Source organism: Anaerovibrio lipolyticus LB2005, assembly GCF_000621545.1.
Classification (GTDB): Bacteria; Bacillota; Negativicutes; order Selenomonadales; family Selenomonadaceae; genus Anaerovibrio; species Anaerovibrio lipolyticus_A.
In genome coordinates this window covers 217,896-234,449 of the sequence record NZ_JHYA01000005.1, presented here as the reverse complement: position 1 = coordinate 234,449, position 16,554 = coordinate 217,896, and the positions used below count along the sequence as shown (strand labels likewise).

The window sequence follows — 16,554 nt, the reverse complement described above, 5'->3', positions numbered from 1 at the left end:
ACTCCTGTCTCATAATATCTCGAAACACTACATAAGTATATCACAAGACATTTGTATTGTACATACAGACTTTTATTGTCAATTATTACCGTTTTGTATACTAAATTACTATTGAAATTTACTATTTATTTAATAGCAGATACTTCTGGCAGATTTTCCGCCCGAACAGGGCTAAAATCCATTCCAACCTCAGCATCAGCACCAGGGTAATTTGCAGCCCTTACAGCCGCATCGTCATTGTTTCGCATTGCCCTTACGCCACGGGCCCGAACCTCCTCGGATGGACCGATAATCTTGGCAATTTCAGCCTTATTTTCTTCCCACCGCTTATTTGATGCAGATACTTCCCCATTAATCTTCGTAGCCTGGGCCTCAAAATTAGGGGCACGGCGTTTCTTAACCTTTTCACCTCTAGCTGCCTTGGCCGCATCCTCCTTGGCCTGCTCTTCAGCATGCTTCTTGTAATCCTCTACCTTTTCCTGATGGTTAAGGGAGGTATAATAGTCATCCATCATTTCATAGAAAATGGATTTACGCTCTGCAAGAAGGCTCTCCAAATGCTTTCCACCAACTGGAACCTTCAGCTCATCAAGGCCCTCACAGGATTCCTTCATAATCTTTTCGGCCTCAATAATCCAGTCTTTATTTATCTCCGGAATCTTCTTCTTCAGCTCGGCAAATTTATCCTCTGTATTTTTAAGATTTGTCCGTACCTTGTCCACATAACGCTTCATATCCCTGTCATTCTGCTTAACCAGAGCATCCACGAACTCAGCATAATTTATAATGTCGTAAATCTGCCAGGTTTCATCATCAGTCTGGCGCATCTTAAACTTCAAAACAAAGCTGTCACCATAATTTGGCTCATAAATCCTAATAGCCACTGTGGCAGTTTCCGATGCCTTGGATTCTGAGCCCTCAGCTGCTTCCTCCCCCTCATCAGCTTCAATGACGGGATCCTTGGAAACATATTCAATCTTTCTCATGGACATGGTGCGAAGACCAATTTTATCCTGAAAAGCCGCTACCTGAGAAACATTCTCCTCCTTCGGCCATTTTTCATTGGCCACAAAATATAAAATATCTTCCTTGGTCTTTTCAACCAGACTGCCATCCAGAATCATCTGCTTATCCGGGCTGTCCGCATCTATCAGCTTACTGAGATCATTGGCTCCTTTATTTAACACGGCATCCAAATCAACGTATTTCTGAAATTCCTCAGTATTATGACTAACTACAGCCTTCTGCAATGAATTCATAGAATATGCAGGTGTATGAACATAATATAGGAAATAAAAAGCAGCCGCAGCTCCAGCCAACAGTATTTCCAATAATATGCCAACTATAAGTGCGCCTTTATAATTCATATATCCACCACTTCTTCCAAATCCTTTTAGAGTCCAAAAGGCAAATCCTTTTGCCCTTCTATCATAAGTTAATTCTATTGTAACACACTTTAATATATTCTTAAATAAAACTACAGTATCAGATTATATACTAATAATTTGCTTAAAATCTGAAAAATCCTGCTTTTTCTGTTACAATATATTTATCAGAGTAAGTTTATGGAAACATAAAAACATTTTATGCAAAGGAGTGTGGGGTTTTAATGAAAATTGCATTAGCACAGCTTCGGGTTATTCCTGGTCATCCTGATGAAAACACAAAAAAAATGTTGGAAATGATACGGGAAGCCAAAAGTAATTCGGCTCATCTTATCATTTTCCCTGAGATGTCCATTCCAGGCTATCTGCTTGGTGATACCTGGGAACAGACTGCATTTATAAAGGATTGCGAGGAATGTGGCCAGGATATCATTGAAGCATCCAAGGACATAGCTATCATATTTGGTAATGTTGCAGTGGATTGGAACAAGAAAAATACTGATGGCCGTCCAAGAAAGTTTAATGCTCTCTTTACAGCATATCATGGCAAGCTGGTGGCACCTGATAATATGCCATATCCTTTTGTTATCAAAACCCTGATGCCAAATTATCGTGAATTTGATGATACTCGTCATTTTTATAGTTTAAAACAGCTGGCAGAGGAAAAAAATGTCAATGTAAATGATCTTATCTCTCCTGTTCACCTGGATATAAATGGTAAGATGTATTCCATTGGCGGTTTCCTTTGTGAAGACGGCTGGAGTGATAATTACAACTACGCCCCTATTGATTTTCTCAAGGAAAAGGGCGTAGATTTCTTTGTAAATATTTCTTCCTCACCTTATACTATTGGCAAAAATAAGAAACGCAACATGATTTTTAGCAAGGAGGCCAAGGATAACGGCGCACCACTGATTTATGTAAACAATACAGGCATTCAAAATAACGGCAAGACTATTTATACCTTTGACGGCTCCAGCACTGTGTACAGCAACAATGGCTATCCTGTAGTACGCATGGAGAAATACGTTGAAGGTATTAATTATGTGGAGCTGGAAGAAATTAATAATATGCCTAAGGCCGAATGGCACTCCAAGCCTGAAATTGCCAATATATTCAACTCCCTAAAATACGGCGTTCAATCCTTCCTAAAAGATATACACATGAACAAGGTGGTTATCGGCGTATCAGGCGGTATTGACTCTGCTGTGGCTGCAGCCCTCTATACTCATATCCTCGGTGCTGAAAACGTACTTTTGGTCAACATGCCAAGTGTATTTAATTCGGAAACCACCAAGGGCCTTGCCCATAAGCTGGCAGAAAATCTTGGCTGTCACTACATGATAATGCCAATACAGGAATCTGTGGATCATACCATAAAACAGCTGGAAACCATTCCTGTTACCTTTATGAAGGATAACTCAGTTCAAAATTTAAAGGTCAGCTCCTTTGTGGCTGAAAATATTCAGGCCCGTGACCGTAGTGCCAGAATATTGGCTGGAATAGCTGCTGCTTTTGGTGGCGGATTTACATGCAATGCCAACAAAGCAGAAACCACCGTAGGCTACTCCACCCTTTACGGTGACCAGTCAGGATTCCTCTGTGCTTTGGCTGATCTCTGGAAATTCCAGGTATATGATTTGGCCCGCTACATGAATACAGAGGTATATGGCAGAGAGGTTATTCCGCAAGCTACCATCGATATTGTTCCAAGTGCTGAGCTGTCATCTGCACAGAATGTGGACGAGGGCAAAGGTGATCCGATAAAATATCCATATCACGACTATCTTTTCAGGAGCTTTGTTGAACGCTGGGAAAAGGCTACTCCTGCAGATATTATTCGCTGGTACCGTGATGGTATGCTGGAGGAAAAGCTGGGCTGTGAAAAGGGCATCGTAAAAAAATATTTCCCTACCCACAAGGATTTCATCGAGGATCTGGAACGCTGGTGGAAGCAGTTCACCGGCATGGCTGTGGCTAAGCGCATTCAGGCCCCTCCTATTATTGCCGTTAGCCGCAGGGCCTACGGCTTTGACCATAGGGAAGCTCAAAATGGAGTTTATTACACAAGGCAGTATCGCCGAATTAAGGAAGAACTGTTAAAATAATCATCATTTTATACAGTTAATGATACTTAAAACGCACTGATAGCTGATTTAGCCACCAGTGCGTTTACTTTTTTATGGTATACGTCTATTTAATTTTTATGGCACTCTAACCATATCTGCATCAATTTCCGCCAAAGAGAAGGCACCGCACATACTCATGGTATCCTCCAGCTCCCCTGTAATTTTATCAATATAAGCCTTTACCCCTTCTTCACCACCGCCATATACGGCAGTTACAAACGGACGGGCTATTATTACAGCATCAGCACCCATGGCCAGAGCCTTAAACACATCTGTACCAGTACGAATACCGCCATCTACAAGAATCTTGACCCCAGAACCTTTAAGAGCCTCCACAATCTCTGGCAGTACCTCAGCTGTGGCCGGGCACTGGTCCAGAACTCTGCCGCCATGGTTGGATACCACAATACCGGCAGCTCCAGCCTCCTTCGCCTTCAAGGCACCCTTTACAGTCATAATACCCTTTACAATAAATGGACGTCCTGCAGCTTCAACAATGGCCTTCAGCTCAGCCGTGCTCTTTGGTCCTGCTGGTGGATTCATCCCCTTAAGGAATGGCAAGCCGGCAGCATCCACATCCATTGCTACAGCAAAGGCATCAGATTCCTTTACCAAAGCCATCTTTTCTTTTATGGTGTCAATATTCCAAGGCTTCACCGTTGGCACAGCCATACCCTTATTAGCTGCAATAGCCTTAGTGGCCGCCTGCATAACCCTGGCATCCACGCCGTCACCAGTAAAGGCAGCAATACCATTTTCCGCACAAGCCTTTACCAGTACCTCATTATAGCTTACATCATTATACTTATCACTATAGTGAAGCGTTACTGCGCCTACAGGTCCTGCAAAAAACGGTGCCTTAAATTTCTTTCCAAAAAGGCTCAGAGAAGTATCTACAGCCTTCCCCTGACATAAGGTATCCATATTTATACGGATTTCCTGCCATTTGTCATAATTACGGATAGCAGTATCTCCCACGCCCTTGGCACCGGGACCTGGCATAACATTTCTGCAGGCACGTCCGTTGCACACGGGACAGGCATGGCACTTATCCCCAATACATTCCTTGGCCTTGGAAATAACCTCTGAAAAATTCATAACAAACCTCCTTACACTACACAAAACTCTCTTTGTATATTATAATATCCGAAGCAACGTATAATAAAGGAAAAAATACTTAATTTTTTAATAATTGCAACAATTTTAAGGAGTATATATGACTACTAATAATAAAGGAAATTTGTTGACACAGGAGACCCCACAGGAGAGCCAGACTCCCCATAAGCGACGTGTCCGCTACAGCGGCAAATACCCCAAAAAATTCTCCGAAAAATACAAGGAGCTGAATCCAGACAAATATGGTGACCAAATAAAGCATGTTATGGCCAAGGGCAACACCCCGGCCGGTATGCATATTCCCATTATGGTAAAGGAAATACTTGAGGTGCTGAATATAAAGCCCGAAGAACAGGGCTTTGATGGTACACTGGGGTATGGTGGCCATACGCGAGCCATGCTGGAAAAGCTGCAGGGCAAGGGGCATCTATATAGCGGTGATATTGACAGTATTGAGGAAGCCAAAACAGAAGCCCGCCTTAGAAAGGATGGTTTTGGGGAAGATATATGGACCCCAAGGCTGATGAACTTCTGCGAAATAGATAAGCTGGCCCAGGAGGTAGGTGGCTTTGATTTCGTCCTTGCTGACCTGGGTGTTTCCTCCATGCAGATAGATAACCCAGAACGTGGCTTTACCTATAAAGCAGATGGTCCTCTTGATCTGAGACTTGATTCAAAATCCGGAATCTCTGCTGCAGACCGCCTTAAGGAAGTGGACAGAGACGAGCTGGCAGGAATGTTTATTGAAAACTCTGATGAGCCATACGCTGAGGAAATTGCCCGCCAGATTTGCAACGATTTAAAGCGAGGCATCAAAATCGAAACCACTGTTGCCCTTCATCAGGAAATCATCAAGGCACTGCAAAAGGTGAAACTGTCCAAGGAAGACCGGGATATGGCCGTTAAGAAATCCTCTGCCAGAGTTTTTCAGGCCCTCCGCATAGATGTAAACCACGAGTTTGAGGTACTATATGAATTTATGGAAAAGCTACCTGATGCTTTGAGAGATGGTGGCAGAGCTGCAATTCTTACCTTCCACTCAGGGGAGGACCGCATTGTAAAGAAGGCCTTTCAGGCTTTAAAACGGACCGGAATATACAGCGATATTTCCACAGAGGTTATCAGACCCAGCAAGGAAGAATGCTATAATAACAGCCGAGCCCATTCCACCAAGCTGCGCTGGGCAGTCAAATAAATTCATATTTAAGCGTATATCAAGGCATCAGAAAAGGACTGCTCCAGCAACGGAACAGTCCTTATTTTTTTTACTGATTTTCATCTATAAGAGTAAGCTGCTCTATTTCCTTGTCATCAATTTCCACTGTAGGAAGATCAGGCAAATCTGTCAGTTCATTAAGGCCAAAGCACTTGAGGAAATTATCAGTGGTACCGTAAAGAATCGGCCTTCCCAAAACATCCTTACGCCCCAGCTCCCGCACCAGCTCCAGCTCTATGAGCTTGGCCAGCACCTTTTCAACATGCACACCGCGGATGTGCTCAACCTCCTGTTTGGTAATGGGCTGTTTAAAGGCGATAATGGACAGGGTTTCCATAGCTGCGGCTGATAGCTTCTTTTCCTTGGTTTCCGTCAGCTTTTCCACATAGTTAAACAGCTCCTGACGGGTGGCCAGCTGCCAACCACCGGCAACATGCTGAACCATAATACCGCTACCCCGCTCATCAAGAGACTTCTGCAGGGCCTCAACCAACTCATCAAGGCTCTCAATATCTATTCCAAAAATCTCCATCAGCTGCTGCGCTGACACCGGATCTCCACTGGCAAACAGCACAGCCTCCAGGGCTCCAGTCAGTTCACCCATAAACATTAATCTTCACCAACTCTAACTTCAATAAAAATCTCAGAAAACCTATCCACCTGATACACTCTGATGCTCTTTACCTTTATGAGCTCCAACATAGCCAAAAAGGTTGTTATCAGCTCAGAACGGTTTCCCGTATGAAATGCATCCTCAAAGGAAATTTTGCCACCACTTTTATTTAATAGTGACAATAAAAGCTCCATTTTATCAGAAATGGTATATTCCTCCGGCTCCACCAAGGCATCGGGAATCTTTAATTCCTTGTGCATGGCAAGAACATTGCTGAAGGCCCTCACCAAATCCTGCATTGACATATTATCAGGCGGCAGATGATGTACCGGCAGCTCCATGGGAGCTCTAGTTACATACTTTTCCTGCATATCCTGCATATCAAGAAGTACAGTGCTGACTTCCTTATATCTTCTGTACTCCAAAATGCGGTCAATAAGCTCCTGACGAGGGTCAATATCCTCAGTCTCCTCCGCCTCCTTGGATTTAGGTGGCTTTGGCAGCATCATGCGGGATTTTATTTGCAACAGCGTGGCCGCCATCAGCAGAAACTCACTGGCAATTTCCAAATTAAACTCACGGAACTGATCAAGATAATCAATGTACTGTTCCGTGAGCTCTGCTATTGGAATATCATAAATATCAATTTTATTCTTTTCTATGAGATGCATCAGAAGCTCCATAGGACCCTCAAAGCTCTCAAGCCGTACTGAATATTTTTCAGTCAAATCAAAATCAATCCTTATTTGCCTGATACTTTGCAGCCTGGGCCTTAATCAGCTCCTCGTCAGAGAAGTAATTAATTTTCATGGCATTACGTACATCCTGCAGGGTGTTCTCAGCCACACGTCTGGCCTCTTCGCTACCCTTTTTCAAAATTTCATATACGCCGGCAATATCCTTTTCGTATTCCTTACGACGGGCACGAATAGGCTCCAGCTCCTCCTGAAGAATACTGTTCAGGAACTTCTTGATTTTTACATCCCCAAGACCGCCACGGGTGTAGTGCTCCTTAAGGGCATCCAGATTCTCATACTCTGGGAGATACTTCTCAAAGTGCTCCGGCTTGCTGAAGGCATCAAGATAAGTAAATACAGCATTCCCCTCCACATGGCCTGGGTCAGAAACCTTAATATGGGTAGGGTCAGTGTACATATCCATAACCTTCTTGCGGACGGTTTCCGCATCATCGGAAAGATAGATGCAGTTGCCAATAGACTTGGACATCTTGGCCTTGCCATCAGTACCAGGGAGGCGACGGCAGGTCTCATTTTCCGGCAGCATAATATCTGGCTCCACCAAGGCCTCACCGCCATAAATCATGTTAAAGCGGCGAACGATTTCCTTACACTGCTCCAGCATAGGCAGCTGATCCTCACCTACTGGAACCAGAGTTGCCTTAAAAGCAGTAATATCGGAGGCCTGACTTATAGGATAAGTAAAGAATCCCACAGGAATACTCTTTTCAAAATTCTTCTGCTGAATCTCAGCCTTTACAGTAGGATTTCTCTCCACACGGGAAACAGAAACCAGATTCATATAATAGGTGGTAAGCTCAGTAAGCTGTGGCACCTGGGACTGAATGAACAAAGTGGATTTAGCTGGGTCAAGACCTACAGAAAGGTAGTCCAAAGCAACCTCCAGGATGTTCTGACGAACCTTCTCAGGATTCTCAAAATTATCAGTCAAGGCCTGAACATCAGCAATCATAATGTAGATTTTATCAAACTCCCCGGAATTTTGAAGTTCAACTCTCCGCTTAAGAGAACCTACATAATGGCCAATATGAAGTCTGCCAGTTGGTCTGTCACCAGTTAAAATAATCTTTTCCATTTTTTATTGAAACCCCTCTCAGATTTAAAAATTCATTTATGTTACCCTATTACAGGATTACACTCAAAATTGTCTCAAAGATATGCAAAATTAAGCCTGACAATGGCACCAATATACTGCTAAGAACAGGCGTCATTATCAAAACAATAAGTATGATAAAGCTGTATCTTTCAAGCCCCATATACTTGTAAGCCAGCTCTCCCGGCAAAAACTCCAGCAAAATTTTGGAGCCATCCAGAGGTGGCAAAGGAATGAGATTGAAAATACCAAAGTTGATATTAAAGAGAACAATCATGGACAAAACTGTCTTAATGCCCACAGTATTTAACATACCAAACTTAAATAACACCATCATAATAAAAAGTGTTACAAAGGCAGTTAAAAAATTAGCCGCCGGGCCAGCCAGAGCCACCAAAATATTGCCCTTCTTCATATCCCTAAAATTTCTTGGGTTTACCATAACCGGCTTTGCCCAGCCAAAACGGGCTACCAAAAGCATCAATAAACCGATAGGGTCAATATGGGCCATTGGATTTAATGTCAGACGGCCAGTGAGCTTTGGTGTAAAATCCCCCATGGCTACAGCCACACGGGCATGGGCATATTCATGGAGCACCAGGGCCAAAAGCAACCCAGGCAAGCCTGCAATAATACTCATCAAATTAAAATCAAACATAAAGCCTCCATTTATTTATTCAGAATGCGGTCCAGCATTAAAATAGCAGTAACGGATTTGGCATCATTTATGCGGCCATCCTCCACCATTGCCACTGCCTCCTTAAGGGGCAGCTTAACCACATTTATAAATTCATCTTCATCAGTATGCTGCTTTCCTGGCTCCAGACCCTTGGCAGCATAGATATAAATTACCTCGTTGCAAAAGCCTACACAGGTGGCCAGCTTGGTAAAGAATTTATACTCCTTGGCAGTATAGCCAGTTTCCTCACTGAGCTCACGCTTGGCACACTCCAAAGGATCCTCTCCTGGCATATCCAGCTTCCCCGCCGGAATCTCCAGAGTCACCTCATCAATAGGATAACGATACTGCCTCACGAGAATAACCTGGCCATCCTCCGTAACGGGAATAACAGCTGCAGCTCCCGGATGCTTGATCCACTCACGGTAGGCAGTGCCACCATTTGGCAGTTTTACCTTATCCTTCCTTACATGGAGCAAATTGCCATCAAATATATTCTCACTGGATTCCTTTATTTCAATTAAGTCTTCGTACATAGAAGCCTCCAAAAAAATATTTTAGTATAAAACTCTGCTTTAGTCCATAATAAAAATTAACCTAATTTACGGCTGTATTGCTGCTTCTTTACCCCGGCATTAGCCAGCATTTCACGGGCATTATCAAGGGATGCCGCAGATACATCCACTCCAGAGGCCATACGGGCTATTTCATTAACCCGCTCCCCTTCAGTAAGGGCCCGTACAGAGGTTGAGGTCATGCCGTTAACCACCTGCTTGTTAATGTAAAGATGCACATCTGCCATGCAGGCAATCTGAGGCAAATGAGTAATACAAAGCACCTGCTTATCCGCCGCCACCATGGCAATACGCTCTGCCACCATCTGGGCAGTACGGCCACCGATACCGGTATCAATTTCATCAAAAATCATGCTGGCTGGTGAATCATCCCTAAAGGCAGTAACCGCCTTAATGGAAAGTGCAATACGGGAAAGCTCACCGCCAGAGGCCACCTTTTGAATTGGCCGCATATCCTGTCCAGGATTGGCAGAAAAGAGGATTTCCAATTCATCTGCCCCAAGGCTGCCAAGGTCTTCGGCCTCATTAATGGCAATCTCCAGCCTGGCATCAGGCATTCCCAGCTCATGAAGGTGCTCCTCGATGGCCATGGAAAGTCTGTCCCCAGCCTGTTTTCTAAGCTCCGTAAGACGAACAGCACAAGCTGTGGCTTCTTCACGGGCCTTCTCTATTTCCTGCTTCAATACAGCAATATCATCATCGTAGTTTTCAATATCATTGAGCTGCTGCTGGGCCTTTTCCTTAAACGCCATAATATCCTCAATAGTGGCACCGTATTTCTTACGCAGCTTATCTATTACATCCATACGGCTCTGGAGCTTATCTAAAAGCTGTGGGTTAAATTCCAGCTCATCACCATAGTCACGAACCTCATAGGCTGCTTCTTTTATCTGAATACAAGCCTCTTTTATGGCATCAGTTGCATTATCCAGTGAATCATCAAATCGTGACAAATCTCTAAGATTCTCCACCACTTCTTCCAATGCACTGACAACGCCTATACCGTTGCTACCGCCGCCGTAAAGATTACGACAGGCCTCCCCGATATAGTTGGAAATCTTTTCTGCATTTGACAGCTTCTTTATTTCCCGTTCCAGCTCCTCATCCTCATTCTCCTGCAGCTGGGCCGCCTCAATTTCCTGTACCTGCCACTTCAGCATTTCCAGCTTCTGCTCGTTATCAGCAGAGCTTTTTTCCTTTTCAGCCAGCTTATGCTCCTTGTCCTTAAAGGACTTGAAGGCCTGCTGATAAGAACTTAAGGCCACCTTGATGCGATCATCTGAGCCATCCACCAGCTTGTACTGATTGGACGCATTAAGAAGGGCCAGATTCTCGTTCTGGCCATGGATGTCTACCAGCAATGTTCCCAATTTTTTCAGTACCGCCACAGTGGTGTGACAGCCATTTACCAGTATGGTGCCACGTCCATTGCTGGTTATCTGACGGGTGATAATTAGCTCTCCCTCCGTGGTATCAATAGCATTTTCGTTAAGATAATCAATAACCCTTGGCTGATTATCCAGAGAGAATATAGCCTCCACCCGAAGCCAGTCAGCCCCTGTGCGGATAAAATCCGTAGACAGGCGATTTCCCAGCATAGCCCCCAGGGCATCAATAAGGATTGATTTACCGGCACCAGTTTCTCCGGTAAGGATGTTAAGTCCCTTGTCAAAATCTATCTGAACCTGCTCCAACAAAGCAAAGTTCCATATTGTAAGTGTGTTGAGCATTTTGAAAATCTCCTAGCTACCCAAACATTCCTTCAATCATTTAATTCCCATACTCATGGCTTCCAGCTTCAGAGCCACATCCTCAGCCATGCTGGAGGACTTTACCACTGCCAAAATGGTATCATCACCGGCCACAGTGCCAATAACCTCCGGCCAGCGGGCATTATCAAGGGCTGCACAAATGGAATTGGCTGCCCCGGGCATGGTCTTTACCACAATGATATTTTCGCTGTAGTCAATCTTCTTAACCAGCTCCTTAAACAGACGCTGCATACGGTCCTCGGAGTGCATAGTCTGGGTATCCATTGGATAAGCATAGCGATACTTGCCATTACCACAAGGAATCTTCACCAGCTGCATATCCTTAATATCTCTGGAAACGGTGGCCTGGGTAACCTCAATATCCCTTGCTCTAAGGGCTGCGGCCAAATCCTCCTGAGTCTCAATTATCTGATTTTCAATAATCTGCTTAATCTTTGATTGTCTATGAGCCTTCATTTAGAATTCCCCCATAACTTACTTTTTAGAGTGTCGTAATAATTTTTGTCACCAAATTTTATTATGCGTGCCGGGTTCTTTCCCTTGCGGATATAAACCACATCCCCGGGCAAAAGCTGGAAGCTCTCCTGACCGTCAAAGGTCATCTGAATATCCTGATGAACTGCCGCTATATAAATCTGCACTTCCTCATCATCTGGTATTATCATCGGTCTGGCATCCAGAGTATGAGGACAAATTGGCGTAATGAGAAGTGCGGGAACACTTGGATTTACTATTGGTCCGCCTGCCGAAAGGGAATATGCCGTAGATCCGGTGGCAGTGGATACAATAACACCATCAGCCTTATAATCGTTAATCATGGTATCATCTATACGCATGCTTAGACTCAGCATGCGGGACAGGCCACCCTTGCCAATAACCACATCATTAATGGCATGCCCCAGCATACGCCGATTGCCCTGACTCAAAACAGAGCCGGAGATAACTGTGCGCTCCACCACCTGATACTCACCATTTAAAAGGTTATCAAGGCGACTCTCCAGCTCCGTCAGTTCAATATCTGTAAGAAAGCCCACGCGGCCAATGTTGATTCCACAGGCTGGAATCTTTCGGGTATACAGCTTGCGACATACCCCCAGGAGGGTACCGTCACCACCAATACTCAGTCCCAAATCAATGGGTTCATTGTCCAAATCGTCTATACCGTACTCGGGACAGTTAAACATTTCCGCAATGCTGCGTGACATAACAATGCGAACCCTGTCCTGCTTGTCCGCAAAATAGCTGCGGATTCTTTCCATAACCTGGGCTGATTCGTCCTTATTAATATTTGGATAAATAGCAATTGTCTTCATAAAGACATCCTCTTTATTTAGCTAATCTTCCCGCGAATTACTTGTCAAGGTTGTTGTGAGCCAGCTCAACAGTGCTTGCCATTACCTCATCAGTTACATTATCAGCAGCTTCCTTGTCCTTGGTAAGCCAAACCAGGTATTCAATATTGCCCTCAGGCCCCTTCACTGGGGAAAAAGTCAGCTCCTTGGTGACAAATTCCATCTCACGGGCAGTGTCAATAACCTTATGAATAACCTCCAGATGAACCTTAGGATCTCTTACAACACCCTTTTTGCCCACCTTTTCCTTGCCAGCCTCGAACTGTGGCTTAATGAGAGCCACCACCTGGCCATCTGGCTTCAGCATTGCCTTTACAGCAGGCAAAACCTTCTCCAGGGAAATAAAGGCCACATCTATGGAGGCCAAATCAATAAGCTGACCGATATCCTCCGGGGTTACATTGCGCACGTTGGTGCGCTCCATATTAACTACCCTTTCATCAGTGCGGAGACTCCAGGCCAGCTGACCATATCCCACATCAATGGCAAAAACCTTTACAGCACCATTTTGGAGCATACAATCAGTAAACCCTCCAGTGGAAGCACCAATATCAGCAGTAACCTTTCCCTTCAGCTCCACGCCAAATTCCTTGATGGCCTTCTCCAGCTTCAGACCACCACGGCTCACATAAGGAATCTGATTTCCCAAAACCCGAATATCAGCATTTTCCTTAACCATGGTACCGGCCTTGTCAATCTTGTTACCATCCACAATAACCATCCCGGCCATAATGGTGGTCTTGGCCCGTTCACGGCTCTGAACCAGATTCTTTTTCACCAAAAGCACGTCAAGACGCTCTTTTTTTACTTTTTCCGTATTATCACCCATAATTATAAATCACCATAATTCTTTGCAATGCGATCCGCAATCTGTTCTGGAAGAAGACCACAAAGCTCAAGAAGCTCAGGGCAGGAGCCCTGTTCGATAAACTTATCCTCAATGCCAAAACGCATAATCTTGGCGGTATTGATACCAGCATCTGCCAAATATTCCAAAACACCGGAGCCAAAGCCCCCTGCCAGTGCATTTTCCTCCAGGGTTACCACAAGACGGGCATCCCTTACCAGCTCATCAATAAGCCCGGTATCCAGTGGCTTTACAAATCTCATGTTGACAACAGTGGTATAAATATCCTTTTCCTTCAAAAATTGTGCTGCCTTTACAGCCTGCTTTACCATACTGCCAACGGCAAGTAATACTATTGCTTTACTATCTCTGGAAAGAATTTCCCCCTTGCCGATTTCAAGCTGCACAAAGCCCTCCTTCACTGGTACCCCTGTGGCAGAGCCCCGAGGATAACGCACACTGATAGGGCCATTGTAATTTGCTGCTGTATAAAGCATATTCCGCAGCTCATTTTCATCCTTAGGAGCCATTACCACCATATTAGGTATGTGACGCAAATAGGAATAATCAAATACGCCATGATGGGTCGGACCATCAGCACCCACAAGACCACCGCGGTCAAGGCAAAGGGTAACAGGCAGATTTTGCAGACAAACATCGTGAATTATCTGATCGTATGCCCGCTGAGCAAAGGTGGAATACAATGCCACAAATGGCTTGCCACCAACTGCCGCCATACCAGCTGCCATAGTCATGGCATGCTCCTCTGCAATACCCACGTCAAAAAAGCGCTCCGGATACACCCCAGAAAACTTCTTTAGACCAGTGCCAGATGGCATAGCCGCCGTAATTGCCGTAATATTATCATACTTTCCCGCCAGCTCGATAAGAGCATCACTGAAAATATCCGTATAGGAAGGAGGTGCCCCCTCCTTTTTTATCATTTCACCAGTGTCGCAGTTAAATTTTCCCACCCCGTGGAACTTATGGGGCTGATTTTCTGCAAAGGAATATCCCTTTCCCTTGGTGGTTCGCACATGAATGAGCACAGGGCCCTCAATGCCCCTAGCCTTTTGGAAAATCTCCTGCATTTTTTCAATGTTGTGACCATCAATAGGTCCAACGTAGGTATATCCAAGGGACTCAAAGACACTGCCCGGAGTCAAAAGAGCATAAATACCATCCTTGACGGAGCCCGCTGCGTTCCATACAGTTTCGCCAATTCCAGGGAACCCCTTTAAAAATTCCTGCAGCTCCTTCTTTGCCTTGTTATACTGGGGCATAATGCGAATATGGCTCAAATACTCTGACATGGCACCCACATTTTTATCAATGGACATTTCATTGTCATTAAGAACCACAATCATATTCTTGCCGATGGTTCCGGCATAGTTAAGACCTTCATAGGCCTCACCACCAGTAAAGGCTCCATCACCGATTACCGCAATAACGCTATAATCCTGCTTGCGAATATCCCGCTCAATGGCCATACCCACTGCAGCAGAAATAGATGTACTGGCGTGACCCACACCAAAGGCATCGCACTTTGATTCTGAGCGTTTAGGAAAGCCTGTAATGCCCCCCTTGGTGCGCAAAGTGCTAAATCTTTCCTTACGACCAGTGAGAATTTTATGGGAGTACGCCTGATGACCCACATCCCATACAATCTTATCCTTTTCAGGATTGAATACACTGTACATGGCCAAAGTCAGATCCACAGTACCAAGACTAGGTGCCAGATGACCGCCATTGGCAGCACAAGTATTTATAATTTTGCTTCTGATTTCGCCAGCCAGAGTTTTCAGTTCCTCTAAGCTGCACTTAGCCACATCAGAAGCACTATTTATTTTTTCCAATATGTTCTCAGACATAGTGTGGCTCCTTAATTATTTATTTCTCTTTAACAAATATTCCACAAGCTCCCGTAAAAAGGTAGCCTTGTCACCAAAAATTTCTAAGGCGTCGACGGCTTCTGCCACGGTATCAGCCGCCAGCTTCTTGGCTTCATCCAGGGAAGTAAGGGAAACATAAGTGGACTTGTCATTACGCTCATCACTGCCTACAGGCTTACCGATAACTGCTTCATCACCAATAACATCCAGAATATCATCAGTAATCTGGAATGCAAGGCCGAAGCAATCAGCATAAGTGGTAAGGGCCGCCAGCTCCTCGTCAGAGGCCCCGGCCACAATAGCGCCACTTCTGATGGCAGCTCTAAATAAAGCTCCGGTTTTGCCAGCGTGCATCTTCTTTAATTCTTCAAGACTAAGGGATTTTTGCTTGCCCTCAGCCTCCAAATCAATGGCCTGTCCCCCCACCATACCGTTAGGGCCAGCACCAATGGACATTTCCCGAACTACATTTAACAGCACATCTGCCGGCAAATTATCCTGACGAAGCATTACCTCAAAGGCCTGGGTCAGCAGGGCATCTCCAGCCAAAATGGCCATACCATCACCATAAACCTTATGGTTGGTCAGCTTGCCACGGCGATAATCATCATTATCCATGGCAGGCAAATCATCGTGAATAAGGGAATAGGTGTGAATCATTTCGATGGCACAGGCAATATGAATAAAATCAGTACCCTTAGCACCAATGGCATCAGCCGCCGCCATCACAAGAATTGGGCGCAGACGCTTGCCACCAGCAGTGAGGCTGTATTTCATGGATTCACAAAGAGTCGGGTCCAATGCCTTATCTTCCTGAAGCTCCTCCACCAGAGCTTTTTCTATTAGCTTAATTCGTTCATTCCACTGAGTCTTGTCCACAATTATTGTCCTCCCTCAAGCTCCAAAGGCATTTCCACTACCTTACCATTCTCTTCACTGAGGATTACATTCATCTTGTCCTCAACTGACTTCAGTTCAGCCAGACACTTTCTGGAAAGCTCCATGCCCAATGTATAATTATCAATAACATCCTTCAAGCTTGCTTCGCCGCTTTCCAATTTATCTACAATCTGCTCCAATTCCGCCAGATTTTCCTCAAAGGAAGCCTCTTTTTTCCGTGGCATCGA

At 44.7% G+C, this 16,554-nt stretch carries 16 protein-coding genes; 2 read left to right on the top strand and 14 right to left on the bottom strand.

Annotated features, from left to right (window positions below; translation table 11 throughout):
* Positions 1 to 125: 125 nt before the first annotated feature.
* On the bottom strand, positions 126 to 1,367 hold the full coding sequence (locus tag T355_RS0106600; RefSeq protein WP_027397078.1) for a hypothetical protein: 1,242 nt from the start codon (positions 1,365 to 1,367) through the stop codon (positions 126 to 128).
* A gap of 242 nt (positions 1,368 to 1,609) precedes the next feature.
* Here T355_RS0106600 and nadE point away from each other — a divergent pair, with 242 nt between their 5' ends.
* Positions 1,610 to 3,493, top strand: a complete 1,884-nt coding sequence (gene nadE / locus T355_RS0106595) for an NAD(+) synthase (protein ID WP_027397077.1) — start codon at positions 1,610 to 1,612, stop codon at positions 3,491 to 3,493.
* A gap of 96 nt (positions 3,494 to 3,589) precedes the next feature.
* Here the strand turns inward: nadE and T355_RS0106590 are convergent, their stop codons facing one another.
* Positions 3,590 to 4,612 carry an alpha-hydroxy-acid oxidizing protein gene (locus T355_RS0106590; protein WP_027397076.1) on the bottom strand — a complete coding sequence of 341 codons (1,023 nt, stop codon included), beginning with the start codon at positions 4,610 to 4,612 and terminating at the stop codon, positions 3,590 to 3,592.
* 118 nt (positions 4,613 to 4,730) lie between these two features.
* Here T355_RS0106590 and rsmH point away from each other — a divergent pair, with 118 nt between their 5' ends.
* Positions 4,731 to 5,825, top strand: a complete 1,095-nt coding sequence (rsmH, locus tag T355_RS0106585; protein WP_051555431.1) for a 16S rRNA (cytosine(1402)-N(4))-methyltransferase RsmH — start codon at positions 4,731 to 4,733, stop codon at positions 5,823 to 5,825.
* Positions 5,826 to 5,895: 70 nt separating this feature from the next.
* On the opposite strand, the gene scpB is transcribed toward rsmH, so the two are convergent.
* From scpB to xseB, 12 genes are read right to left on the bottom strand one after another with little or no spacing between them, the layout of a single operon-like run.
* A complete protein-coding gene (scpB, locus tag T355_RS0106580; protein ID WP_027397074.1) occupies positions 5,896 to 6,456 on the bottom strand; it encodes an SMC-Scp complex subunit ScpB in 561 nt (186 codons plus the stop codon).
* Complete coding sequence (locus tag T355_RS0106575; RefSeq protein WP_037329934.1) at positions 6,456 to 7,187, bottom strand: segregation and condensation protein A; 732 nt, start codon at positions 7,185 to 7,187, stop codon at positions 6,456 to 6,458. The genes scpB and T355_RS0106575 overlap by 1 nt, the downstream gene beginning before the upstream one ends.
* Before the next feature lie 7 nt (positions 7,188 to 7,194).
* On the bottom strand, positions 7,195 to 8,292 hold the full coding sequence (trpS, locus tag T355_RS0106570) for a tryptophan--tRNA ligase (protein ID WP_027397072.1): 1,098 nt from the start codon (positions 8,290 to 8,292) through the stop codon (positions 7,195 to 7,197).
* A gap of 49 nt (positions 8,293 to 8,341) precedes the next feature.
* Positions 8,342 to 8,968: a site-2 protease family protein gene (locus T355_RS0106565; RefSeq protein WP_027397071.1), complete on the bottom strand. Its 627-nt coding sequence runs from the start codon at positions 8,966 to 8,968 to the stop codon at positions 8,342 to 8,344.
* 11 nt (positions 8,969 to 8,979) lie between these two features.
* The gene (locus T355_RS0106560; RefSeq protein WP_027397070.1) at positions 8,980 to 9,525 is read right to left on the bottom strand and encodes an NUDIX domain-containing protein; all 546 of its coding nucleotides are present in this window, start codon (positions 9,523 to 9,525) and stop codon (positions 8,980 to 8,982) included.
* A 56-nt stretch (positions 9,526 to 9,581) separates the two neighbouring features.
* Positions 9,582 to 11,294, bottom strand: coding sequence for a DNA repair protein RecN (recN, locus tag T355_RS0106555; protein ID WP_027397069.1), 1,713 nt, complete (start codon positions 11,292 to 11,294; stop codon positions 9,582 to 9,584).
* A gap of 36 nt (positions 11,295 to 11,330) precedes the next feature.
* A complete protein-coding gene (gene argR, locus T355_RS0106550) occupies positions 11,331 to 11,792 on the bottom strand; it encodes an arginine repressor (RefSeq protein ID WP_027397068.1) in 462 nt (153 codons plus the stop codon).
* On the bottom strand, positions 11,789 to 12,649 hold the full coding sequence (locus T355_RS0106545; RefSeq protein ID WP_027397067.1) for an NAD(+)/NADH kinase: 861 nt from the start codon (positions 12,647 to 12,649) through the stop codon (positions 11,789 to 11,791). The genes argR and T355_RS0106545 overlap by 4 nt, the downstream gene beginning before the upstream one ends.
* 37 nt (positions 12,650 to 12,686) lie before the next feature.
* On the bottom strand, positions 12,687 to 13,517 hold the full coding sequence (locus T355_RS0106540) for a TlyA family RNA methyltransferase (RefSeq protein ID WP_037329933.1): 831 nt from the start codon (positions 13,515 to 13,517) through the stop codon (positions 12,687 to 12,689).
* A gap of 2 nt (positions 13,518 to 13,519) precedes the next feature.
* On the bottom strand, positions 13,520 to 15,406 hold the full coding sequence (gene dxs, locus T355_RS0106535; protein WP_027397065.1) for a 1-deoxy-D-xylulose-5-phosphate synthase: 1,887 nt from the start codon (positions 15,404 to 15,406) through the stop codon (positions 13,520 to 13,522).
* 15 nt (positions 15,407 to 15,421) lie between these two features.
* Positions 15,422 to 16,306, bottom strand: coding sequence for a polyprenyl synthetase family protein (locus T355_RS0106530; protein WP_027397064.1), 885 nt, complete (start codon positions 16,304 to 16,306; stop codon positions 15,422 to 15,424).
* Between the two features lie 2 nt (positions 16,307 to 16,308).
* Complete coding sequence (gene xseB / locus T355_RS0106525; RefSeq protein ID WP_027397063.1) at positions 16,309 to 16,551, bottom strand: exodeoxyribonuclease VII small subunit; 243 nt, start codon at positions 16,549 to 16,551, stop codon at positions 16,309 to 16,311.
* Positions 16,552 to 16,554: the final 3 nt, after the last annotated feature.